21 protein-coding genes and 3 pseudogenes are annotated in these 24,376 nt (G+C 38.0%); 8 read left to right on the forward strand and 16 right to left on the reverse strand.

Annotated features, from left to right (window positions below; all coding sequences use genetic code 11):
* Positions 1–189 precede the first annotated feature (189 nt).
* The 3 genes from ED2_RS03345 to ED2_RS03355 all read right to left on the reverse strand — a co-directional run bounded on the left by ED2_RS03345 (position 190) and on the right by ED2_RS03355 (position 4,231).
* Positions 190–2,535 carry a cation-translocating P-type ATPase gene (locus ED2_RS03345; RefSeq protein WP_016176835.1) on the reverse strand — a complete coding sequence of 782 codons (2,346 nt, stop codon included), beginning with the start codon at positions 2,533–2,535 and terminating at the stop codon, positions 190–192.
* A gap of 159 nt (positions 2,536–2,694) precedes the next feature.
* Positions 2,695–3,477: a DUF368 domain-containing protein gene (locus ED2_RS03350; protein WP_205596692.1), complete on the reverse strand. Its 783-nt coding sequence runs from the start codon at positions 3,475–3,477 to the stop codon at positions 2,695–2,697.
* 121 nt (positions 3,478–3,598) lie between these two features.
* Positions 3,599–4,231, reverse strand: coding sequence for a lysozyme family protein (locus ED2_RS03355; protein ID WP_005878621.1), 633 nt, complete (start codon positions 4,229–4,231; stop codon positions 3,599–3,601).
* A gap of 209 nt (positions 4,232–4,440) precedes the next feature.
* Here ED2_RS03355 and ED2_RS03360 point away from each other — a divergent pair, with 209 nt between their 5' ends.
* Both ED2_RS03360 and mprF read left to right on the forward strand, forming a co-directional pair.
* Entirely contained in the window at positions 4,441–5,157 is a 717-nt protein-coding gene (locus tag ED2_RS03360) for an alpha/beta fold hydrolase (RefSeq protein WP_005878622.1), read from the forward strand.
* A 22-nt stretch (positions 5,158–5,179) separates the two neighbouring features.
* On the forward strand, positions 5,180–7,768 hold the full coding sequence (mprF, locus tag ED2_RS03365) for a bifunctional lysylphosphatidylglycerol flippase/synthetase MprF (RefSeq protein WP_016176836.1): 2,589 nt from the start codon (positions 5,180–5,182) through the stop codon (positions 7,766–7,768).
* A 238-nt stretch (positions 7,769–8,006) separates the two neighbouring features.
* On the opposite strand, the gene ED2_RS03370 is transcribed toward mprF, so the two are convergent.
* From ED2_RS03370 to ED2_RS03405, 9 genes and pseudogenes are all read right to left on the reverse strand, one after another.
* A complete protein-coding gene (locus tag ED2_RS03370) occupies positions 8,007–8,798 on the reverse strand; it encodes an ABC transporter permease (protein WP_005878626.1) in 792 nt (263 codons plus the stop codon).
* Between the two features lies 1 nt (position 8,799).
* Positions 8,800–9,711 (reverse strand): ABC transporter ATP-binding protein, encoded by a 912-nt coding sequence (locus ED2_RS03375; RefSeq protein WP_005878628.1) that lies wholly within the window; start codon positions 9,709–9,711, stop codon positions 8,800–8,802.
* 275 nt (positions 9,712–9,986) lie between these two features.
* Positions 9,987–11,174 carry an elongation factor Tu gene (gene tuf / locus ED2_RS03380; RefSeq protein ID WP_005878630.1) on the reverse strand — a complete coding sequence of 396 codons (1,188 nt, stop codon included), beginning with the start codon at positions 11,172–11,174 and terminating at the stop codon, positions 9,987–9,989.
* Positions 11,175–11,541: 367 nt separating this feature from the next.
* Positions 11,542–11,946: a GNAT family N-acetyltransferase gene (locus tag ED2_RS03385; protein WP_016176837.1), complete on the reverse strand. Its 405-nt coding sequence runs from the start codon at positions 11,944–11,946 to the stop codon at positions 11,542–11,544.
* A 77-nt stretch (positions 11,947–12,023) separates the two neighbouring features.
* A complete protein-coding gene (locus tag ED2_RS03390; RefSeq protein ID WP_005878633.1) occupies positions 12,024–12,404 on the reverse strand; it encodes a VOC family protein in 381 nt (126 codons plus the stop codon).
* Between the two features lie 154 nt (positions 12,405–12,558).
* Positions 12,559–12,678, reverse strand: a pseudogene (locus tag ED2_RS16280) (DUF3788 family protein); the annotation flags it as partial.
* 180 nt (positions 12,679–12,858) lie between these two features.
* On the reverse strand, positions 12,859–13,167 hold the full coding sequence (locus tag ED2_RS03395) for a DUF1048 domain-containing protein (RefSeq protein WP_005878635.1): 309 nt from the start codon (positions 13,165–13,167) through the stop codon (positions 12,859–12,861).
* A gap of 10 nt (positions 13,168–13,177) precedes the next feature.
* A complete protein-coding gene (locus ED2_RS03400) occupies positions 13,178–13,525 on the reverse strand; it encodes a DUF1048 domain-containing protein (RefSeq protein WP_016176838.1) in 348 nt (115 codons plus the stop codon).
* Complete coding sequence (locus tag ED2_RS03405; RefSeq protein ID WP_005878639.1) at positions 13,522–13,875, reverse strand: PadR family transcriptional regulator; 354 nt, start codon at positions 13,873–13,875, stop codon at positions 13,522–13,524. Before ED2_RS03405 ends, ED2_RS03400 begins: the two co-directional genes overlap by 4 nt.
* 198 nt (positions 13,876–14,073) lie before the next feature.
* Here ED2_RS03405 and ED2_RS03410 point away from each other — a divergent pair, with 198 nt between their 5' ends.
* Positions 14,074–14,418, forward strand: a complete 345-nt coding sequence (locus tag ED2_RS03410) for a YxeA family protein (RefSeq protein ID WP_025481344.1) — start codon at positions 14,074–14,076, stop codon at positions 14,416–14,418.
* A gap of 97 nt (positions 14,419–14,515) precedes the next feature.
* Here ED2_RS03410 and ED2_RS14715 read toward each other — a convergent pair.
* A pseudogene (locus ED2_RS14715) lies at positions 14,516–15,520 on the reverse strand (nucleoid-associated protein).
* 169 nt (positions 15,521–15,689) lie between these two features.
* Between ED2_RS14715 and ED2_RS03430 the strand changes: the two are divergent.
* Both ED2_RS03430 and ED2_RS03435 read left to right on the forward strand, forming a co-directional pair.
* Positions 15,690–16,543 (forward strand): annotated as a pseudogene (locus ED2_RS03430) (aldo/keto reductase).
* Between the two features lie 20 nt (positions 16,544–16,563).
* Complete coding sequence (locus tag ED2_RS03435) at positions 16,564–16,809, forward strand: hypothetical protein (protein WP_016176844.1); 246 nt, start codon at positions 16,564–16,566, stop codon at positions 16,807–16,809.
* A 263-nt stretch (positions 16,810–17,072) separates the two neighbouring features.
* Here the strand turns inward: ED2_RS03435 and ED2_RS03440 are convergent, their stop codons facing one another.
* Positions 17,073–17,801 carry a hypothetical protein gene (locus ED2_RS03440; protein ID WP_016176845.1) on the reverse strand — a complete coding sequence of 243 codons (729 nt, stop codon included), beginning with the start codon at positions 17,799–17,801 and terminating at the stop codon, positions 17,073–17,075.
* A 433-nt stretch (positions 17,802–18,234) separates the two neighbouring features.
* Positions 18,235–20,673 (reverse strand): hydroxymethylglutaryl-CoA reductase, degradative, encoded by a 2,439-nt coding sequence (locus ED2_RS14720; RefSeq protein ID WP_082705210.1) that lies wholly within the window; start codon positions 20,671–20,673, stop codon positions 18,235–18,237.
* 185 nt (positions 20,674–20,858) lie between these two features.
* Here ED2_RS14720 and ED2_RS03455 point away from each other — a divergent pair, with 185 nt between their 5' ends.
* On the forward strand, positions 20,859–22,040 hold the full coding sequence (locus ED2_RS03455) for a hydroxymethylglutaryl-CoA synthase (RefSeq protein WP_005878653.1): 1,182 nt from the start codon (positions 20,859–20,861) through the stop codon (positions 22,038–22,040).
* A 185-nt stretch (positions 22,041–22,225) separates the two neighbouring features.
* On the opposite strand, the gene ED2_RS03460 is transcribed toward ED2_RS03455, so the two are convergent.
* Positions 22,226–22,945 (reverse strand): methyltransferase domain-containing protein, encoded by a 720-nt coding sequence (locus ED2_RS03460; protein WP_016176847.1) that lies wholly within the window; start codon positions 22,943–22,945, stop codon positions 22,226–22,228.
* Positions 22,946–23,253: 308 nt separating this feature from the next.
* On the opposite strand from ED2_RS03460, the gene ED2_RS14725 reads away from it, so the two are divergent.
* Positions 23,254–23,514: a hypothetical protein gene (locus ED2_RS14725; RefSeq protein WP_016176848.1), complete on the forward strand. Its 261-nt coding sequence runs from the start codon at positions 23,254–23,256 to the stop codon at positions 23,512–23,514.
* A gap of 49 nt (positions 23,515–23,563) precedes the next feature.
* Positions 23,564–23,923: a YdeJ family lipoprotein gene (locus tag ED2_RS03465; RefSeq protein ID WP_489768529.1), complete on the forward strand. Its 360-nt coding sequence runs from the start codon at positions 23,564–23,566 to the stop codon at positions 23,921–23,923.
* The last annotated feature ends 453 nt before the right edge of the window (positions 23,924–24,376 follow it).

Consider the following 24,376-nt stretch of genomic DNA (forward strand, 5'->3'; position numbering starts at 1 on the left):
ACTTGTAGTATCTTAAGAGAGATACTCTCAGGAGAATAACCGGTAAAAAATCGCACTAACGAAAATCAGTGCGATTTTAAGGGACACAATTATACATCGTTCATTGTACCATAATTCAATACTTTTTCAAGCATTATACTCACGATTCATTTTTTGCCCATCTACTCCTACAGAAAGTAGCACTATTGCTTACTCAAAAACTTTAGTTGTTGCAAATTTATTGAGCAAATAACTTTGGATATCTGCCTTCCAATAAAGCAAACGTAAGACGATATTTATTCCCATGAACCCGACAAAGTATGGCCAAGTCGTTCCTAGACCAAGATTGACTTCTAGTAAATGATGGAAAAGCATTGCTGCAACATATATACCGATCACTGTCGTGACTGCTAAGAATATACGTAACGGATTGAATGGGTAGCAAGCTTTGATTACTGCCATACAACTGATCCCTATCAGCAAGTAATACATCAGTGTCGTTGTTTCCAGATTCGTAAACGATAAAATGTCGCCTAACAAGTACACCACAATGATATTTAATACAACAAGCAACGCATTCGGTAATGCATTGATCAGAGCGGTTGGTAAATAGCGATAAGTGACTTTTCTTCGATCTTGTTCAAACGAAAGGAAGAAAGAAGGATATCCTTCAATGGCTAGATCGATCAAAGTGATTTGGATTGGGATGAAAGGAAAACCAATCGCTGTCACTGCACATATAATAGACAAGATAAACGAATAGATCGTCTTGATGAAGAAGATCCCTGAAACTTTCGTCACGTTATTTACTACTCGTCGCCCTTCAAACAAAACTTCTGGTAAAGTAGTAAAATCGGAATCCAACAAGACCAAATTAGCGATTTGACGAGTTGCACCATCACCTTCCGCCATTGCAATACTACAATCGGCCTCTCGCAATGCTAAAACATCATTGACGCCATCGCCTGTCATGGCAACTGTACGTCCACTTTCTTTTAATTCGTTCACTAAAATTTTCTTTTGTTGCGGGCTCACTCGTCCAAAGACGGAATATTCATGTACAGCATTTCGAACTTCTGATTCTTCCGTCAATGTTGAAAAATCAATATAAGAATCATAATTTGGTAGGCCTGCACGTCTGGCAATATTCGATACTGTAAATGGATTATCACCTGAGATGACTTTTAGATCGACTCCTTCATTATGCAGGTAAGCCAAAGTTTGCTTAGCATTTTTGCGGATCGGATCATCAATTTCAAACAATGCGAGTGGCTCCACGCCATGTGGTGCATCATCCGTCAGCCGCTGATTTGGTGCAAGTCCAAGCATCAGTACTCGATACCCGTTGGCTTGCGCTGACAATAAACTTTCTGGTAATTGTTCTTCTGCAACTAAACGCTCAGGCGCCCCAACATAAATGACTCCTAACTCAGGGAATTCCATCGCCCCCCATTTACGGTCAGATGAAAAAGCTAATTTTTCAGTTACATCGTAGCGATTTGAAACGGCAAAATAATCTCTTAATGCGCGCATCGTGATATTATTGTCACTGCTCTCAGCTAAATAAGTACCCATGATCTCAGAAATGGCATTTTCATAGACAGGATGAAGTGCTTCAACTCGTTGGATACTCATTTTACCTTCTGTAATCGTTCCTGTCTTATCTAGACAAAGCGTATCGACATGTGCGAGTGTTTCGATCGAATACATATCCTGGACTAAGATTCTCTTTTTCGCCAGTTTTGTGACACCAGTCGTTAAGGCAATACTGATCAAAAGCACTAAGCCCTTTGGCAACATTCCTAATAAAGCAGCTGCCGAAGCAATAACTGATATTTTGATCGACGCATCACGAATGAGCAATGCTTCTAAAAATAAAATAATACCTAGTGGGATAATGACAAAACTAGTGAATTTTGAAACCTTACGGATCGAATCCACCAATTCTGAATGGATTGATTTGTGTGTTTTTGCTTCACTGGTCAGGCGGACTGCATAATTGTCTGCACCAACTCGAATCGTTTCTGCAAAGACGGAGCCACTTGTCAGATAACTACCTGACAGTAATTCATCACCTGCTGTTTTTACGATCAAATCTGATTCACCTGTCAATAACGCTTCATTTGCTTCAGCGCGACCAGATAGCACCCGCAGATCTGACGGGATTTGTTCCCCTGCACCGATTTTGACGATATCACCTAATACCAATTCTTTTGTACTAAGGGATAACTCTTTCCCTTCGCGGATAACTAAAACTTCCGATTGCGAAACAATCGATAATTTTCGCACGAGATTTCGGGCATGGATTTCTTGATAAATACCAATGATGATATTTACCATGATGATTGCTAGATATGCCATATTCGAGTACGCACCGACAAAGAGTAAACATACCCCAATACCAAAGTTCAAAAAATTAAAAAGCGTCAAAATATTATCGCTGAAGATCTGCCCAGTACTTTTCGTAGCATCCTCTTGATAATCATTTTGTTGTCCAGAGGCAATTCTTTCTTTCACTTCTTCCTGAGAGAGACCTCTTATTTCTTTATTTTCCATTTTTCGCCAACTTTCAAAAAATAATCAACGTAATTAAGTCTAGCTTGTTCCAGTAGCAAAAACAACTTATTTTTTTATATTTTAAACAAAACAAAAACACACGATCGAACACCAAGCATTTGTTGTTGGTCTGACCAATCATGTGTAAAGCAACCGTTTCTATTTATATCGTTCTTCCAGACGACTCATCCACCAACCGAGCAGTGCTCCGGCAATGAATAAAACTGGACAAAGTAAGATTCCCAAGAGTCCAAGTCCAGAATAATCTGTTGGAATGATCATGATCGTTGAAGCAAAGACGACACCTAGAATAAAATGGAACAGTTTACTATAGGCTTTAGAGAAAATATAGTCCATGATCTTTGATAATCCCAACACACAAACAATTCCGCCCAATGCAATCGGCAAAATCACGTCTAAACGCATCTCTTTAAAGCCATCTGCCATTGCTTTATAAAGACCCATGTATACAAGGAAATTAGAAGGGCTAAGTCCAGGAACGATCATTCCAAGACCGATCAGTCCGCCTGCGATGATCCAAGTAACCGTATTTTGCTCCACTTGACCATCGAAAAGTTGTGCCCCATAAAGTAGAAAAAGATAAGCAACTACAAAAGTAACGACCATGATCACGACATCCGTCGTTTGCCGTCCCTTTTTCCCTGCCTCTTTCCACAACGTAGGAACTGTTCCAGCGATACACCCGACAAAAAACCAGAGAATGGTTGTTTCGTACGCCCCTAGTAAAAAGCTAACTAAAAATGAAAGTAAGAAAACACCAGTGACGCCTCCAAGTCCCACAGGCAAAAAGAACCAAACATTTTCTTTGAAATTCTTCGTGATGTGAGCCAAAAAAGAAATCAACCGTTCATACATACCAAAAACAGCAGCTAATGCGCCACCACTTACCCCTGGCAAAATAAATCCAGAGCCAATAAACATTCCTTTGATAAAACGTAAAAGCCAATCTTTTGATCCATTTCTAGTGACATTTTCTGTTGCTTCTTGTCTATTTTCCACCTATATTAGCACTCCTTCTTTCTTAATCATTCAATACTTGGAACTATTTCCATACTTTTTCATATAATTCGATTAGTTTTTCATTCATATCCACAACATCTGAATAGAACATGTTACCTCCATTATGATAGAGATACCCACCATTGTAAAGCAAGGACTGAACTCGCCAATAACGATATTTCGTTTTCCCATTATTTCCTAGTAACGGGCTTAGTACGTTTTTGGAATATTCTTCTGCTAATTCTACGCTATTTTTGCCTCCATGCTTTTTGACGTAAGCAATATAGTCTTTGCCAAAGTTATACGCCTGGATAGCCGTAGCAAGATCACAGCCTTGTTTGTTTGCCTCAGTGATCATTTCAGCCAAATAGCTAACTCCCTGATCAATGCTTTCTTCTTGGTTGTTGATCATATTTGCTTTTCCATAGGCACTTTCCGAGCTTTGCATCAAATCAATACCCTTACCCTTTGATTCTGTGAGAATGATCCCTTTGATCAGATTTTTGTAATTTTCCATTTGATATTTTTTTGTAGCTACCGCAATTTCCGAATCGTATTGTTCCACCTGCTTGATGGATGTATAGGTTCTTCCTCCGATAAAAAGGATACCTACAAGCACCGCAATGGCAAGCAACCGTAGCGGCCACCGAAAAATTGATTTTCTTTTTTTCTTCATAAAAACTCACCTAGTTATTTTGACATCTTATTTATCTTACTATTTATTATCTTCCTTGGCTATTTAAGAGAGAAAATTCGTTGCTTCTCTTAATAAAAAATGAAAAATTCAGTATTTTTTTTACCTTACGAAATTGATCGTTGTTTTTTTAGGAAAAGCATTGTCCTTATCAAAGAAAAGTCGTTATAATTTAACCAGTAGGTGATTATGTGGAAAATGAAAAGAAATATGCAAAAATGGCAGATGGTAGTGAGATTTATTACGAAAAATGCGGTAAAGGATTTCCGCTTTTCTTACTTCATGGTAATGACGGCAGTGGTCGCTTTTTTTCAGAACAAGTACCTGTTTTTAAACAGTTTTATACGGTATATCTGATCGATAGTCGCGGACACGGTCGATCAACGAACAATGCAAATACCTTGAGCTTCCGTTTAATGGCTGAAGATCTTTATACCATCATGTTGTTAGAAGGGATTACAAAAGCAAACATTTTAGGATTTAGCGATGGTGCAAACCTCGCTTTAGTATTTTCAAGTTGTTATCCTGAAAAAGTACATCGGTTGATTTTAAATTCAGGAAATACTCTAGTAGAAGGTGTTCTTTTTTCTGCAAGAATAGCTAGTTACTTGCATTATGCATGGGTTTGGCTGCTATCGATCTTTCGTCCAACGCTTAGAAGAAATCTACTAGTAATAAATCTATTATTGCAAGATGTGGGACTTTCTACAGCAGATTTGGAAAAAATCAAATCGAAGACATTGATCATTGTTGGGAAAAAAGATGTGATCAAATTAAAGCATTCACTTTACTTAGCCAAAACGATCCCAAATGCTTCCTTCGTTCTTGTAAAAGAGCAGGGGCATCAACTCGCTAGAAAAGATCCAGAACGATTTAATCAAGAAGTACTAGAATTTTTAGCTGAATAATAAAGAATAGTAGGTGATTTTTTTGATAAAACAGACCGTGCAGTGGATCAAAAACCATTTAGGTCTCTTTAAAATGATATTTTTGATTTCAGTCATCGTAATTATCGTTAGTGAACTAATTTCAATTGGAAAAACATTATCTGTTGACCAGTTAGCAGAGACATTCGCCACCATTCCTCTTTGGAAAACCGGATTGATGCTGCTCATCGGCTTAGTCGCGGTACTTCCTATGATTGGTTATGATCTTATTTTAAATCGATTGCTTGGACAAAAGCAAAAACCGCAATATTTATTTGAGACAAGCTGGCTGATCAATACCATCAACAATATCGCAGGATTTGGCGGATTCGTCAGTATCGGCTTGCGTTCTGAACTTTATGGCCACAAAAAAGAAAGTAAACAACTGATGCAAGCCCTCTCTAAGATTTTTCTTTTCTTGATGGCTGGTCTTTCGGTTTACAGTCTGATTTCCTTTTTCATGGTCTTATTTAGTCCTGTCGCTCCATTCCTTAAACAATACTGGATCTGGTTGATTGGCGGAGGATTGTATTTCCCGATCGTGTTCCTTGTCACTACGCTTAAAAAAGAAGGGTATGTCGGCGGGCTTTCCTTAAAAACACAAGGTCAATTATTGCTCGTATCTTTTCTTGAATGGTCAGGGGTATTATTTAGTTTCCTAGCAGTAGGCTATTTGATGGAAATCAAGATCGATCTTTGGCAAACGATTCCTCTGTTTATTGCCGCTTCGGTTATCGGGATCGTCTCCATGATACCCGGGGAAATCGGTAGTTTTGACGTCATGATGATCATCGGCTTATCCGCGATTGGCGTACCTAAAGAAACTGTCGTTGTTTGGATCTTACTCTATCGGGTCTTTTATTATATTATCCCTTTCTTGATCGGGATCGTCTTTTTCTTTAAAAATATCGGCTCAACTTTTGATAAACGTTACTCAGGTATCCCAAGGCAATTAGCGACAGAAATCGCGCATAAAATCGTTGTTGTCCTTTTATACTTTTCAGGAATCATGTTGGTTCTCTCTGCAACAATCCCACAAGCTTTTACTGAGTTTCGCTGGTTGCACAGTTTGAATCCTTTGAGGTTGCACTTGATCATTCAATTTCCAAGTATCTTATTAGGCTTTTTATTTGTAGTCATGGGAAGAGCAATGGCAGCTCGCGTAAAAAGAGCCTACTGGCCAACGATTGGCTTGATCCTCCTTTCACTGATCTACGTTGGTATCACAGATCTTAGCCTAACAGCAGTTGTTTTTCTAACGATCCTATTGTTGATCATCGTTGCTTCCAAAAATGAACTATTTCGGGAACAAATCATCTATTCTTGGGAATGGTTGACAGTAGATGGTCTGATCACCGGCACCTTATCCCTTCTTTACATTATTATTGGGGTATACAACATGCCGGAATTTCCCCATCGGAAGCATCACTTTATCTCGTTTTTCCTTTTCCCTTCTGAAAAGATTTGGTTCTCTGGATTACTTGCAATTATCGCTGTAAGTTTCATCATCATTCTCCTCGTTCATTTTTTACAAGGAAAGAAACAACAGATCGGCGAACCATTTAACGAAGAACGAGCATTGTCAGTATTACATTCTTTTGGCGGAAATTCGGATAGTCAACTGATTTTCTTAAAAGACAAGCGGATGTTCATTTATGAAAAAGATGGGCAAGGAACCGTCCTGCTCCAATTTGCTTGCTATAACAATAAATGTATCGTGAAGGGTGATCCTTCTGGGAAAAAAGAAGATTTTGCTGAAGCAATCGAGGCATTTATTGAAGAAACAGACCGTTTGTGCTATCTCCCTGTCTTCTATGAAACAAGTGAAGAGATCGTGATGATCCTCCATGAATTCGGGTACGACTTCATTAAAATGGGTGAAGAAGCGCACGTAAAATTAGCCGATTTCACTACTTCTGGCAAGAAAATGAAGGGATCTCGGGCAATCTTAAACCGAATCGAGCGTGAAGGCTTTACCTTTGAAGTCATCCAACCACCCTTTTCAGCTAGTCAAATGGCTGACTTGAAGAAAATTTCTGATAGCTGGTTGGGTACGCGAAAAGAAAAAGGTTTTTCTTTAGGATTCTTTTCAGAAGATTACTTGCAACGAGCACCGATTGCTATTGTGAATAGCCCAGAAGGAGAAATGGTCGCTTTCGCCTCCATTATGCCTACCTATACAGATAATAGAATCGGCACGATCGATTTGATGCGTTACGATCTAGACCGAGCACCATCTGGAAGTATGGATTTTCTCTTCTTACATCTCTTCGAGTATATGAAAGAAGAACAGATCGAATACTTTAATTTGGGAATGGCACCTTTAGCAAATGTGGGAACTTCTAGAAAGAGTTTCATTCAAGAGCGAATCGCTTATCTTGTCTATGAATTCGGTTCTCACTTCTACTCATTCCATGGGTTGCGTGAATACAAAGATAAATATGCAACCAACTGGATTCCACGCTATACGCTTTACTCAAGAGATAGTTGGATCACCTATGTCATGATTGCCTTATTGATCATCGATAATGCGCCTGTAGAAACTCCAAAAAACCGATTATTTGGATTAAAGAAATGGTTTCGCAGACGCTAATGCGAATAAAAAGAAATCTTAAAAGTATTGTTTCTCAAGAATCCTATCTTGCAAATACTTGCCGTCTTTCATCGGAAACGGTAAATCAAAAGCAGCAGTTATCTTCTTAGTAAGAAGATAACTGCTGCTTTTGTCTATTTCATATTCCTCCATTTCACTCCGCAAAATATCTTCTTTTGATCCTAATCGTCACTTCTAGTTTCATTCTTGATTGAACTACTCTCCTCGAAAGATGCTTCTACTTCAATAATGTTTCATAGCTTAACTTCCTCGTAACTCCTCGTACAAGCAACCAAGCAAGGAGGATCAAAGCAATACTCAATCCTAATGTGATCCAAGTGTTTACAAGCATGATTCCCATAAACTGTCCAATGATAAAAAGCAAGATAGGTAAAATCAGAAAAACAGCGCGTTGCTGTGCTTCTTCTACAGTCTGCGCTTTTGCAGAACCGCGAACAGTAATCGTGATCGCGATAAAAGATATTGCAGGTGACGCCAATAACAGAATGACTAGCCAACTTATACTAGGTAAGAACATGGTACCCATCAACACAAGTATTTCAACTTGCGTCACGATCAGCATAGCAAAAAATGAAGTAAAGGAAACGATCATACTTAATAGAAATGCTGCCGCTATTTTTGATTGGAAAATTTTTTTTAGTGGAAGAGGACAGTAAAGCAATGTTTCCAAGGTCTGCTTTTCCTTTTCTCCCACGAATGAGCTTGCCGCCATAACAGACGAAGCCATGATAGGTATCATCAAAAAGAACACAGGCATGATATTATTCATCAATAGCTTGATCAAACTCTGTTTGACATCCTGATCCGCACCTGTCCGTGGGATCATCTCTAATAGTGCTTGTAAATTGAGAGAATCTAATGGGACAAAATGGACCATCATAATAAAAATAGTGGGTAGAACAATCGTCAATGCCAAAGGAACCATCAATATGGTAACAAATACCTGTTTGTTGGTCGTGATACTTTTCAAATCTTTTTTGATGATGGCCCACTGCATAGTATGCAACATTTTACTCGTTCCCCTTTCGTTTTTCAATCAAGCTGAAATAGATATCTTCCAACGTTGGCTGCTCGGCAGAAACATGGTAAATATCCCCACCTGCCTCCACGATCTGCTTCACAAGTGAAGGGATTTCTTTTTCTGTCTGAACGTTAACTTCAAACATCCCTTGTTCGATTTTTCGATAAGACACACTATCCGGCATATAATTCGTCTCGATTTTTACCGTCATACCAGAATGGATCTTTGTACGAAGCTGTTCAAGTGTGCCTATTGCAAGTAGTGCTCCCTTGTCGATCAAACCATAAGAAGTACAAATCTCCTGAGCATAACGCAATTGATGTGTACATAAAAAAATCGTCATTCCTTCTTCTTGGGCCAATTTTCGAATCATGTGATTGACGCTTTGGGCACTTTCAGGGTCTAACCCAGAAGTAGGTTCATCTAGAAACAAAATTTTAGGTTGATGGATCATTGCACGCGCAAGAGAAAGTCTTTGTCTCATCCCAGTAGAATAAGACCCTAGCTTGCGATCTTTTGCTTCAGTCAGATTCAGTCTTTCCAAAAGTGCAGTAGCACGCTTGAAACTCTCGCTCTTATTTATACCGAATGCTGCTCCATAAAACATAAGATTCTCAATACCTGACAAGTTATCGTACATTTGTGCATGCTCTGTGACTACACCGGCCAATGCATGTACTTTTTCAGGATTTTCCATAGGATCGATATCGAATACCCGGCACTGCCCTCCTGATAGTTGAAGCATACCATTGAGTATCTTCACAGTGGTAGTTTTCCCCGCACCATTCGGACCTAAGAATCCAAACACTTCTCCTGGTTCAATGCTAATCGTTATATTGTCTATTGCTTTATTTTTATCAGGAAATACTTTTGATACATTCTCAAGCAAAACTGCTTTCATCGTTTCTTCCCTCCTGCAACCATTTTGAGTTCCACCGCATCCTACGTTCATCATTGCTTTTTATTCTATAAAAACTATTCACTCTGACTGGATACACCTGGATCAAGCTGTAAACGACAATCTTGATCTGCGCATCTTGAACAGAACTGGATGTTCGTAGAACTACTTCGTAAAAAGCAAACGTTATCTTTTATTATAACAAAAAAACTGCAGATCAAAGAATTTTTTCTTTGTCTGCAGTCTTTTATTTAAATAGATTCTCTTTAATGACCAAATTAGGCTTCGATTTCTGTTACGATACCTGAACCTACTGTACGGCCACCTTCACGAATAGAGAAAGTTGTTCCGTTTTCGATGGCAACTGGATGGATCAATTCAACGTCGATCGTTACGTTATCTCCAGGCATAACCATTTCAGTGCCTTCAGGTAAAACGATTGTTCCAGTTACGTCAGTTGTACGGAAGTAGAATTGTGGACGATAGTTATTGAAGAATGGTGTATGACGTCCACCTTCTTCTTTTGTCAATACGTACACTTCTGCTTTGAATTTTGTATGTGGTGTGATTGAACCTGGTTTTGCGATTACTTGTCCACGTTCGATATCTTCACGTTGGATACCACGTAACAATACCCCAACGTTATCTCCTGCTTCACCATAGTCTAATGTCTTGCGGAACATTTCGACCCCAGTTACAACAGCTTTTTGTGTTTCAGGTTTGATACCGACGATTTCGATTTCATCACCTACACGAACTGCACCACGATCGATACGACCTGAAGCAACAGTCCCACGACCTGTGATTGAGAAGACATCTTCCACTGGTAACAATAATGGTTTGTCTGTATCACGTTCTGGTGTTGGGATATATTCATCAACAGTATCCATCAATTCCATGATAGCTGCTTCTGCATCAGGATCTCCTTGTAAAGCTTTTAATGCTGAACCTTTGATGACTGGTGTATCGTCACCTGGGAAACCATATTCGCTTAATAATTCACGAACTTCCATTTCGACAAGATCAATCAATTCTTCATCATCTACTAAGTCGATTTTGTTCAAGAAGACGATCAAATATTTAACACCTACTTGACGTGACAATAAAATATGTTCACGTGTTTGTGGCATTGGTCCATCTGTTGCAGATACAACTAGAATGGCTCCGTCCATTTGAGCAGCACCTGTGATCATGTTTTTCACATAGTCCGCATGTCCTGGTGCATCGATGTGTGCATAGTGACGTTTTTCAGTTTCATATTCTACGTGCGCAGTATTGATAGTAATTCCACGTTCACGTTCTTCAGGTGCTGCATCGATACTAGCATAGTCTTGAGGATTTGCTAAGCCTTTTTTACCTAATACTGTAGTGATTGCAGCAGTCAAAGTGGTTTTACCATGGTCGACGTGACCAATAGTCCCAATGTTTACGTGTGGTTTACTTCTATCATAATGTTCTTTTGCCATAATTAACAAACCTCCTAAATGTTTTAGAGCTCGATTTTTCGCTTTCACTTGTTCATTATAGTCCTTTTTAGCTTAAATAAAAAAGATTATGTCCGCCTTACTTTTTGTAAGTATTGAACAAACCCTATTATACGTCAAACTTGGTCAAAGTCAACTAAGAACACTCGCCTTGTTGAACAGTTCAGTATTCGAAGAGCGCACATACACAACCATTGAAATTTCGGCAATTAAGTCGTTTAAAAATAACCTTGCCATTCATCAATGATCACTTGGAAAAGTAAGGGGTATTTCGTGATCACCAAATCTGCTTGTAACAAAAACACACTCTGATCGGTTCGTTGGGATCAACTGAATACTGATATTCTATTTAATATTCTTTATAAAAGCAAACTGCTCCTTGCTGCTCTGCTAGATGGAACCCATTTTTTTCATAGAATCTTTTTATCACAGGGTCATTTTCTGCCAGTAATACTTTTTGCCTCACATTTGGATAAGCTTCTACCATCTTCTTCATCAGTGCTGTCCCAATGCCTTGCTTTTGATAGATAGGGTGTACCAACAAGTCTTGAATGTAAAGAATTGTTTCACCATCCCCCACACTGCGGATCAATCCAATCAATTCTTTCTCTTGCCAAACTGTGATGACCTTAAGTGATTGCTCCACCGCCTTCATTAGTTGTTTGCTATCTGTTGTATAAGCCGTCCAGCCAACAGAGCCATAAAGTTCTAGTAATGATTGTTCATCGATACATTTTTGTTCATGAAAATGCATAACTACACCTCCTTCATCATACATACCATTATTTCTTGTGCTTAGCGAAAAAACTTTAACTACTTTTGAACTCTCAATCAGCCAGCTGTAAGTTCAATAAAATTCCCCTCTGGATCTTGGATTACTGCCTCATAATAGCCATCTCCCGTCGTTCTTGGGCCACTTAGTAGTGGATAGCCATCAGCGATGAATCGTTCCGCAAATGAATCCACATCTTCTTTTGTTCCGACTGCTAATGCAAGATGCGCATAGCCTAACGTATCTACCGATCGATCAGATAAAAATGGTTTGGTGATCAATTCGATTCTGCCACCAGTAGGAAAACTTAAAAAATAAGATTGGAACCTCGTTTTGGGATTGGTATATTTTTCTGAACTTTTTGTGCCAAAATAGCGCTCGTAAAACGCTCTCATTTTTTCTAAATCCTTTGTCCAAATCGCAATATGCTCGATATGCATGAATTCCACTCCTTTATATTTTAAATCTAGATAATTATTTATACCACGCTTGATGATTCACATAAAGCGTCATCTTCCTATTTTATTTTTCTATGATAAACTAAAATGAACAAGAATGTAGAACAAATCTAAAAATCAGGTTTGCTACAGACGCTCGAATAAACGGCGGGAGAAGAAGCAACTCCTTCGGAAATAAGCCGAAATTCACAAAAATTTGAAAAGCAATTTTCGTTCATTTCTTCTTATTTCTCGGAGTTAAACACTTCTGTCCCAGCCTATCTCAAATAAACGGCGTCCAAAAGTCAGGCTTTTCGGAAATTTCAAAAAAAAAACGAGCAATACAAAAAGCGTATTGTTCGTTTTTTTCTCCAATTTCTCAAACCTAAACGACTTTTGTCTCAGCTTCTTCTTATCTACTGATGTAATACAAAAGTTACACGAATTATCACTCTATCTAATGTGCTTGTTTCATTTGACGATTTTCGATCAATGTTGGTTTTCCTTCAATTAGTTGATCTGCAAATAAAGCGACGTCTTCTCCTGTGATATCGAGAACTGTTTTCCCGCTTTGTGCCCCTTCTTCGAACAACTCTACTAATTCAGAAAGCACACCATCCTTTTCAGTCACACCAATCGGTGCTACTTTAAAAAAATATTTTTGGATCTCTTTATAAACGATTTGATAGTCTTTCGGTAAACTCTTGACACGGATCATGTGGACACGCCACTCTTTTTTTTCATCGATCATTTGTTGGATTCCCATAGTTTATCCCTCAATTCTTCAGTTTTTTAGCTATGGATTCGTTTAATTGCTTCCGCCATTTATCGCGGTAATTTTCTGCACCTTCAACTCCTGCGACCGCTGCACTGAATTTCTTCGCATCCCCATCAATGATTTGATCGATTGGTATTCCATCCAGTGCAGATTCCTCTAGCAGTCCCAGAATCCCATCCAAAATAGGGACTAGGTTCCTACCGGAAAAATTCGAATAGTCCCACAAACTACTTTGGATCTCTTTCCATGCTATCTGATAATCTAGCGGCAGTTTATCTGAACGCACATCAAATTCCTGATACGCTCTTCTAATATCATTACCTGTGATTTTGTCATAAAATTTCATTTTTCATCTCTTCTTTCTTCACTTGCTTCATTTGCCTTTACTTTTGCCAATTGAGAGACTAAGAAACGCCATTTTTCCCAAAATTCTTCTAGATATCTATCACCCTTATTATTCAACTGATAAAACTTCCGTGCTGGACCAAGTTCTGATTTTCTCTTTTCAGTCGTTACTACCCCCTTCTTTTCCAATCGCAATAAAACAGTATACACTGTTCCTTCCACGATTTCTGAAAAGCCAGTAGCCACTAGCTCATTCGTGATCTCATACCCATATGTTTCCTGCTTGTTCTTTATGATTTGCAGGACGATACCTTCTAATGAGCCTTTTAATAACTCGGTCATCCCTTTCAACTTCTGTCACCTTCTATGTGTAAAAATACTTTGTAACACTTAGTACTGGAGTTTCATAACAGCATCATCAAAAAGAAGCAACTACCTAGTATTAAAAAGTAGAAGATTTAATTTTTCTTTATAAAGTTTTACATTCCAATTGATTCAATAGACGAATCGACTATTTTCATGAATAATAAGATTGAGGTGAAATGGATGATGAAAAAATGGCTTGGCGCGCTCATTGTAGTTGCGATTTTTTTAGGCGGTAGTTTTGCTACTTATCGTTATTACTACATTGGAGAAACCTATTATACAAAGATCACGACAAATGGCGAAAGACATACAGAGGGCGATCGAAAAAACACGTACTATACGTATAAACAACCGGCTTATAATGAAGAAGGTCAAGAAAAAGAAGTCTCTTTTAAAGAACTAAGAGAAAGACCATTGAAGATGAACGCATATCTCAAATTAGAAGTGAACGAGAGAAAAGGCGTTTTGAATTGGGAAGAAGTAAAGGTCAATGAGATTCCAAAAGCTGCTGCGCAACAGTTAGAATAATAAAAATAGCCTGAACACTACGAAAATAATCATTTCTGCAGTGTTCAGGCTTATTTGTTGAAAATCTAGCCGACTTTTTGAATCGCTCAGTCGTGTCCTATAAACGATTTAAAACTTCATCGACATTTTTGATCATGACTGAAATCGTTCCATCTGGATTATTCACGAATTCGATCAAATCAGGATTGCGGTAAACATCGACAGGTACAATCAATTCGATTCCATTTGATAATTTAAATTTTTGTTTTCCAAATTTTTTCTCGGATATTTCTTGTACTTCTTTAACAGGTGGTGCTTCTGGAACAAAACCTTGTTCCTGTACTTCTTCTTGAAACGCCAATTTTGCTGTGATGTTTTCTTTGAACACCTTTTCAGCAATCATTTCATGATCTAATCTGCCCTTTTCTTCGATCGTATCATAGACGGCTTCCTTCAAATCTGCCATGATATCAAACTCTTCCGTTTCAAATTTTTTACCTAGACTCTTGGCAACCTTTTGGATAACCTTGACGTTTTCTTCTAATGAGGGAGCGGGAACACTCTCGATCACTCTTCCAGAAAAGTAAAGTTCTTTTTTTCCAGAGAATTCATATTTCTTTTCAATCAATTCATACGTCAAGTCAGTTAAGTTCACAGCAAGTGCTTCATCCGCTTTCTGTGATTTTGAACCAAGGATCGCCCTGTTCAAAATCAAACGATTATCGATTCCTGTTTCATCTGCTTCGACAAAGTGAGTATATGATTCTCAGTAATTTACTTTTAACAAAGCTAAATACATGACGGTATCCATCTCGTACAAGACAACAAAAACATCTGCGCTTGGTGCCTCTTCACTTTCTTGATAGACGTCAAACCACCGTTGTACAATCAATTCACTCGCTTCAACAAAATTTTCTTCACAGTTTTTTAAATGCGTACCGATTACACTTTCTTGTGTCAACTGGCCGGTCTTTGTTTGTGCAGAAGAAATTTTTTGGATTTTCTTTTGTAAAAACTCTCGAGTAAAATCTTTTGTCAAATCCAATTCTTTTTGAGAAAAAACTGGAGAACCAGTTTCGCGATCAATAATATGCAAAATTGCTTTTTTTAAATAGATATCCATTCTCTCATTCCCTTCTGATTTAGTTTACGTAATTTACCGGCAAAATACTATAATGAAAAACATTTTTTTATTGATTTTACTAAAATAAAAAAAGAAGAAACAAAATGGATTCTTTTTTTGGAAAAATGAGCTAGAATTAAGGAGAAATAAAAATTAAGGAGTTGAGAGTATGGATTCATTAACAAGTACGTATCGTTTAGCAAACGGCTATAAGATCCCAGTCGTTGGTTTTGGCACATGGCAAACACCAGATGGAGATGTTGCCGTTTCATCAGTAAAAGAAGCATTAGCAGCACAGGGTATCGTCACATCGATACTGCACAAGGCTATAAAAATGAGGAAAGTGTAGGACAAGCAATAAAAGAAAGCGGCATTCCTAGAGAAGAAATTTTTCTTACTACAAAATTGTGGAATGCAAATCACAGCTATGACTTAGTGATGTCTTCCTTTGAAGAATCCTTGAAAAAATTGCAAACAGACTATGTTGATCTATTCTTGATCCACTGGCCTAATCCCGTTGCATTTCGCGACAATTGGGAAGAAGCAAATGCAGAAACATGGCGTGCATTTGAAGAATTATATGAAGCTGGTAAAATCAAAGCGATTGGTGTCAGCAACTTCTTACCTCACCATTTAGATACTTTGGCTAAAACAGCAAAAGTAATGCCAATGGTCAATCAAATCTTCCTTGCTCCAGGAGAATTACAACCAGAAGTCGTGGATTATGCTAAAAAACACGATATGATCTTGGAGGCTTACAGCCCACTAGGAACTGGGAAAATTTTCGATGTTCCTGAAATGCAAGAAATTGCAAAAGCACATGACAAGAGCATCGCTCAAGTTTCTCTTCGCTGGTCTTTACAACACGGCTTTTTACCATTGCCTAAATCAGTAACACCTAGCCGTATCAAAGAAAATACTGAACTATTTGATTTTGAATTGTCCGAAGAAGAAATGAAACAAATCGATCAATTGGACGGCGTAGTTGGAAAAGCAAAAGATCCAGATACTGCTCAATTCTAAGTTAAGGAAGTTAGATAGCTATGGACCCAATCGAACGTTTAGACTCTCTTCCTGAAGAAATCACACGAACGTTTCATCCTGATTTTGTTTTTTTGATCACACCTAATAAAATCCAGCATTTTCCATTGAGGAATGCTACTTATGAACAAAAATTAGCAGAAGTTAAAAATAGATTCGATCATTCTTTGATGGTCAAGACTTGGCAAGGTCATAAAGTGATTTATTCCCCTGACCTTGAACAATTCGCTTTGATTCCAAGAGAATGATGATGTGAGAGTGGGACAAAAGTAAGAAACACTTTTGTCTCATTCTTTAAAAACGAATAAACGGTGGGAGCAGAAGCAACTCCGAGAAATAAGCCAAAATTCACAAAAATTTGAAAAGCAATTTTCGTGAATTTTGGCTTATTTCTCGGAGTTAAACACTTCTGTCCCAACCTCTATCAGTGAATGAAAAGGTGCCTTGAAGAAGTTCGCAATATGCGCTACTTCTTCAAGGCACCTCATTTTATTTTACCCTCATTCATTGCTTAGCGATCATTGATAGCTGTTGCCGCAAATTGTTCGATCAGTGGGATCAAAGTCAATTTCACTTTATATTTACGTTCTAACGCTTTTTCGATCGTAAACTCGTTTTCAGCTGTCATAGATATCTCAGATAGTTTGCGAGGTTCATCCGCTGCTTTTTCATAAATCACTACGGATTGCTCTGTTTTTTCTGTATAGAATTTTGGATAATCAGCTACTTCACTTGAAAAATCAGCAAAAGTCAAAGCGGTAGTGTTCGTTGAGCGTTCTTTTTCAGTTGATTCCGCTGTTGGTTTGTCTTCTGCTGCTTTCACTGGTTCTTCCATTTTTGCTGTGTTCGTTTCTTCGACAGTCGTATCGCTTACTAGTGTAGAAACGGTTTGAGCAGTTGGCTCATCATTTTTAAGACGTTGATCGTTCCAGTAAGAAACGATTTCGATCAATAAGTTGTCGCGAAAGCGATCAAAAATATCCTTTTCACCTGAACGAATACGTTTTAACACAGTAGTAAAATTATCATCGATAGGTACATTGATACGTGTATCTTCGTTTGATTGTCCTGCTAACCCAATAGTCAATATTTGTCGATTTTTAGGATCAAGCATCACTTGTAAAGGTAGTCCGTAACGTCGTAAGCTTTCCTCTTCCAAAGAATGGAACAATTGACTTCTGATGCCGTCTAAAGAAGGACGGAATTGATTGAGTAATTTTTGCTTTTGTTTTTTCTTCATATGTTCTCTCCTTCGCTCATACCTTTACGATTATAAGAAAAAAAAAGACAAATGAAAAGGATTATACCAAAAAAACTTAGATATATACGCAAAATCATTAAAAATAAGCCGTTTTCCAACTATTTTTTAAGAAAAAAGAACCTAAGGCATTTATCTGCCTCGGCTCTTTGATTGGACAGGTGTCAAACAACGCTTCCTCATTCATATAACAGTTCAAAGAGGTCAAGACAAGAGTCGTTTAGGTTTGAGAAATTGGAGAAAAAAACGAACAATACGTTTTTTGTATTGCTCGTTTTTTTGAAATTTCCGAAAACCCGACTTTTGGACGCCGTTTATTCGAGAGTCTGTAACAAAACTGATTTTTAGATTTGTCCCACATCCCCCATACGAATGCGCTAGTCGACGCCCAGTCCATATAAATTTTACTAGACAATCAAGAACGGGTTTCTAGCAAATAATCACTTGCAAGCTGTTGATTCATGGTATCTGCTTTCCTTAAATATGACGCAACTTGTTCGATTTCATCCCCAGTTGCACCAACAGTAATGGCTAATGCTCGTGCTTGTAAGGACATATGCCCCTTTTGGATGCCTTCTGTTACTAAAGCTTTCAATGCCGCTAAATTCTGAGCTAAGCCCACAGCCGCAATTACTTGTGCCAATTCTTTTGCAGAAGAGACATCAAGTATTTCAAGCGCAAGTTTCGCTTTAGGTAAAATCTTTGAAGCACCTCCTACGGTCGCAACAGCTAAAGGTACAGTCAATTTACCCACTAACTGTCCATCAACTATCTTCCAATCTGTCAACCCTTGGTAAAAGCCATTTCTTGAAGCATATGCATGAATAGCTGCGGATGCCGCTCTGGTATCATTACCAGTTGCTAAGATGACCGCTTCGATTCCATTCATGATACCTTTATTATGCGTTGCTGCCCGATAAACATCTAGCTTTGCATATTCCGCTGCCTGTTGGATCTTTTCGGCAACTTGTCTTCCAGCTTCTTTGCTTTTACCTAAATATTCAAAAGGAATCGTGCAACATGCTGTAGCAAGAGATTCGGTTGCTAAGTTACTCAAAATACTGAATAAAATCTCTTCATCTGGGAACCAGCTTCTCAATTGGCTGGCGACTCCTTCTAAAATCGCATTGACGATATTCGCCCCCATGGCATCTTTGACATCGATCAAGAAATCGATTGATACATAGGCATGGTCACTTCCCATGAATTCTCTCGTAGAAATATCTCTCACTCCACCACCGCGTTTAACAATGGAGGGATAACTATTGTTTGCACACAAAAACAGTTCATCTTTTCGTGTGTCTATTGCTTCGATGATTGCCTGATATTCAGACTTACCTGTCAACACGATCTGGCCTCTCATCAGTCTTTGTGGCGTTTTTGCAGTGATATTCCCACAAATTTTCGCTCCATTGCTAGCTGCTGCTATCACGGATGGTTCTTCTGTTGCCATGGGAACCCACTTTTTTTCACCATTGATCTGGAAATTTTGCGCAACACCCATAGGAATCTCCACTTGGCTTATTTGATTCTCAATCAAATGATTCGCAATGTCTTCAGACAAGCGTTCATTTTTTAGTTGATCCGCGCTTTCTTTAGAAATCACGCCTCCGCGAACTAACTGACTCCTACGTTCTTCTGGTGTCAGCTGATAAAACTTTTTTTTTTCGTTGAATGATCCTGCTTTTTCTTGATTTGCCTCAAGTAAGACTGCTAGTCCCAGACCTCCACCGATACATAAAGAAGCGATACCGTATTTTTGTTCATTTCTCTGCAACCCATAACTCAATGTCGTCAGGATTCTTGCACCACTGGCGCCAATCGGGTGTCCTAAAGCAATAGCTCCACCATCACTGTTTACTTTTTCTGGATCAAGTTGAAGTTCACGATTGACAACGATGGACGAAGCAGAAAATGCTTCATTGATCTCAAATCGATCAATCGCATCTAATGAAACATCTGTCTTTTCTAACAGTGAATTGATCGCATTGATCGGTGCGATTCCCATGATACTAGGATCGATACCGATTTCCGCCACACCTTTGATCGTTGCTAGATACGGAAGATCATTTTTTAGTGCATACTCTTTTGAAGCTAGGATCATTACTGACGCACCATCATTCAATGGAGAAGCATTTCCAGCTGTGACCGTTCCATTTTCTGAGAATACCGTTTTTAATGTTCCTAGTTTTTCTAATGAACTATTACCACGTATCGCCTCATCATTTTCCAACAATGTTCCATCCGGTAGTGTAACAGGTATGATTTCTTCTTTGAATACATTATTTTCCGTTGCCTTGGCTGCTTTTAATTGTGAGTCTAATGCATATTGGTCTTGCTCTTTTCTCGTCACTCCGAATTGTTCTGCTACATTCTCAGCAGTTAACCCCATATGCGTGTTTGAAAAAGTATCAGTCAAACCATCGTTGACCATGCTTGAAATTGGTCCATTGTATGAAGTGGTTTCAGAATCAAATTGTTGTAGTAAAGGCGCCCGGGTCATACTCTCTGTTCCCCCAGCTATGACTAGATCTGCCTCACCTAATTGAATCAGCTGACGCGCTAAAATCACTGCTTTCATCCCTGAACCACAGACTTCATTGATAGTCATTGCAGGAACATCTACAGGAATATCACTAATGATCGAGATTTGACGGGCAACATTTTGGCCATTTCCCGCTTGTAAGACATTTCCAAAAATCACTTGGTTGATCTCATCTTTTTTGATACTTGCTTTTTCTAGCAATTTTTTAGTAACCATTGTCCCTAATTCAACTGCAGAAAAACTGCTCAAACTACCTTTATATTTACCAATTGGCGTTCTTGCAGCATCTATAATTACGACTTCCTTCAAGTAAGCCACCTCCTACAAAAATATACCATTGTTTTCGCCAAAAACAAATAGTACATTACTTCTTCAAAATAAACGAGAAACAAATTTTAACAATCCTTAAATATTCGCTTTTTTGTATTTCTTTTAATCATTTTATGATACTTTAGTAAAGTAAGTTTTTTTATCACAAATAAAGAGGTGTTGAAATGAAAATAGGGATCGATCGTCTTTCCTTTTTTATTCCAAATTTATATTTAGATATGACAGAATTAGCCAACCATCGTGGGGATGATCCTGCTAAATACCATATCGGTATCGGTCAAGATCAGATGGCTCTTAACCGCGTTTCAGAAGATATCATCACGTTAGGTGCAAATGCTGCCAGCAGAATCGTGACGGAACAAGACCGCGAACTCATCGATATGGTGATCGTTGGAACAGAATCAGGTATCGATCACTCAAAAGCAAGTGCTGTGATCATCCACCATTTGCTTAAAGTCCAACCATTTGCTCGTTCCTTTGAAGTCAAGGAAGCTTGTTACGGCGGAACGGCGGCCTTGCACATGGCAAAAGAATATGTGAAAAATCATCAAGATCGTAAAGTTTTGGTCATTGCTAGTGATATGGCTCGCTATGGTTTGGCAAGTGGCGGCGAAGTCACACAAGGCGTTGGTGCGGTCGCAATGATGGTCACTGCTGATCCACGAATCCTTACAATCGAAGATGATAGTACCTTCTTGACAGAAGATATCTACGATTTTTGGCGCCCAGATTATAGTGAATTTCCTATAGTAGACGGGCCATTATCAAATTCAACCTATATTGAATCATTCCAAAAAGTCTGGAATCATCATAAAGAGCTCACTGGTCTTAAACTAGAAGATTATGACGCATTGAGTTTCCACATTCCTTATACAAAAATGGGAAAAAAAGCGTTGCAAAGTGTATTAGATCAGACAGACGAAGAAAACCAAACGCGTTTGTTAGAACGTTATGAAGAAAGCATTCGGTATAGCCGCCGAGTCGGTAATTTATATACTGGCTCGCTCTATCTAGGTTTGATTTCTCTTTTGGAAAATTCTCAAACTTTATCATCTGGTGATCGTATTGGCCTATTCAGTTATGGTTCTGGCGCAGTCAGTGAATTCTTTACAGGCTATCTAGTCGAAGGCTACCAAGAATTCCTAATGACCGAGAGCCATCAAGAAATGCTAGATGCAAGAAAACAAGTCACTGTTGCTGAATACGAAGCGATCTTTAGCGAAAAATTACCAGAAAATGGCGAATCTGCAGAATATACTTCTGATGTACCTTTTTCAATCTATAAAGTAGAAAATGATATCCGCTATTACAAACAGTATACGCAAAACTTGGCTTTCATCAGTTAAAGCAGTGAGTTGTATAAAAGCAACAAAAGATTCTAAAATAAATGACTACAATCAGCCGGAGAAACCAAAATAATATTCTTTATTTTGAGTCTCTTCGGCTGATTGTTTATTTACATAGTGGGGGTAACTTCCCCAATTTTTACGTATCCAGTACTACTTTTGCTTTTGCCCTCTCAATTTACTTTTTATTGGATCAGCAACAAGCGGTAAATCAAACGGGTTGTACTGATTTGTTCATTTTGGAAAAAATGTTGGTCAAGAAAATCAGTCAGTCGTTGATCTTCTTTATACTCCTCATAGTAGTCTTCCATCAATGAACGAGTGATTTCTTCTTTGAGAACATACGTGAAATCCTGTTTTTGATAGGAATAATCATTTTGTGTTAAAAATGTTTCAAAAAGATCCATTAAATCTGGAGAAACCGTCGGATCTTCTTCAAAAATCCCTAACCGTTCTTCTAAAGGAATAAAAAGATCATCCCTTGAGTGGACGACTCGGATGATTACACAAGCCTGATTCATTTTTTTCAGCATTTGTCCTAATTTTTTTGTATTATCCAATGCTGGATTTGCAGCAGTTAAAATCAATTCAGCACTTTCTTTATTTTCTAAAAAATCTTCGAAAGACTGCTTCATCATTTGGACGTTTTTCACACCCAGCTTATTTGCTTCTTGTTGGGCAAAGCACAACATTTCGGTTGAAAAATCAAGCAATTTGTAACTTCCTACTTCTTTCGCCATAGGTAAATAGCGCCCAGCACCACCTGCTACATCTATCAGGTCAGATGCAGGTAATACTGCCTTACTCTTTAAAAAGGCGATCACATCTTCTATGATCGTCGTGCGTGATTCCAGTTGATTTTGATAATACTCGGGGGCAAATTCATCCCAATCTAATTCATCCATGGTTGATTCTCCTATTTCATCTTTTCACTTTTCGGAATAAATAATATAACTTAGCAACTTTCATTCTTATGTTGAGATTCTAACATATTGATTGATTTTTCAAAAAGATATTCTAAAAAATTAGCATTTCATCTGATTTTCTTTATCTACATACTTCACTTATCCAGATGTTATTTTATTGAAGATATTTTTATGATAGACTTTTTCTTATTAAGAGTTGCACAAAGATACAAATGGATTTTTGTGTTTTCTAAGCAGCTAAGAATCAGCGGGATGAAGAAAAATATATATTTTGAAGGAGTATCTTAATGAAAAAAATTATTTTGTTGTTTGTTTTCTTTGGTTTATTCTCTTTAAGTGGGTGTGCTACTTCTCATGATGAAAGTAAAAATCAAACGAAAGGCACAACCTCTTATGAGAATCACTCATCAACCAGTCATACTGACTCCGGTAGTTCACCTATTGAGTCCACAACTAGCAGTGTTTCCACTTCTCATACAGACAATACAGAAACCAAAAATTCCACAATAATTTCTACAAATCAATCTCTCACCAACCTATACCGATGACCAAATCGAGTATGCTCGGGTCTGGTTACAACTTGGAGCAAATCAAGAAATCGATACATTGTATATTCAAAGAATCCCTGCTGGCACGCCCATTGTTCCATCTATCTCCAATAGTGCTGTGTTCCCAGAGGATGTGATTCAATTATCTGGTGGACGTAAGATCGATGGCTCTGTCACATATGGCAGTAATCATAATGGCACGATCAATCTCTATAATGTTCCCAACAATCTCTATTGGGAATTTACATCAGCTGGAACTCCAGAAGAAACACTTCAAGACGAATCTCAAAAGGTTCTTACTACTAAGCTAGTATCAGTGGGCACTGGGGAAAACTCACAGATTATAAGACTAATTAATCTTGAAAAATACACTGGTGACATTGATTTATCGAGAATAAAGAATAAGTAAAATTTTTTTCAAAAAATTTAGCGATGTGACAGATCTGACCGGAGTATTGAAAAGCACCTACGCATTTCAATACTCCGGTCAGTTTTATCTTGAAGACGCCAAAATTATTTTTCATTGGCTAATGTCTTTGCCGATATGCTTCTTTTTTGAAAAAAAGAAAAATCGTGCCAACTAGTATAATGATTCTTAAACAACATTTTCCCAAATCAAATGTAGGCACGCTAACATCCATTACGTCCTTATAATATAATAGTGTGAATAGTATTAGACAAACAGATGTTAAGATTTTTATGTAGTCTCTGTCTAAAAAAACACTAATGATGGTTTGAATACTTGAAACAATAAAAAAAGTTGGAATAAAAAAGACACTTACTCCCATAGCAAGAAAAAAGAGATCAATAGATGATCTAAAGTGATTGGTAACAATTGAAAAGAAGTAAGGATTATTCCAGT

Origin of the sequence: Enterococcus durans NBRC 100479 = LMG 10746 (assembly GCF_001544215.1) — a bacterium.
Lineage (GTDB): Bacteria > Bacillota > Bacilli > Lactobacillales > Enterococcaceae > Enterococcus_B > Enterococcus_B durans.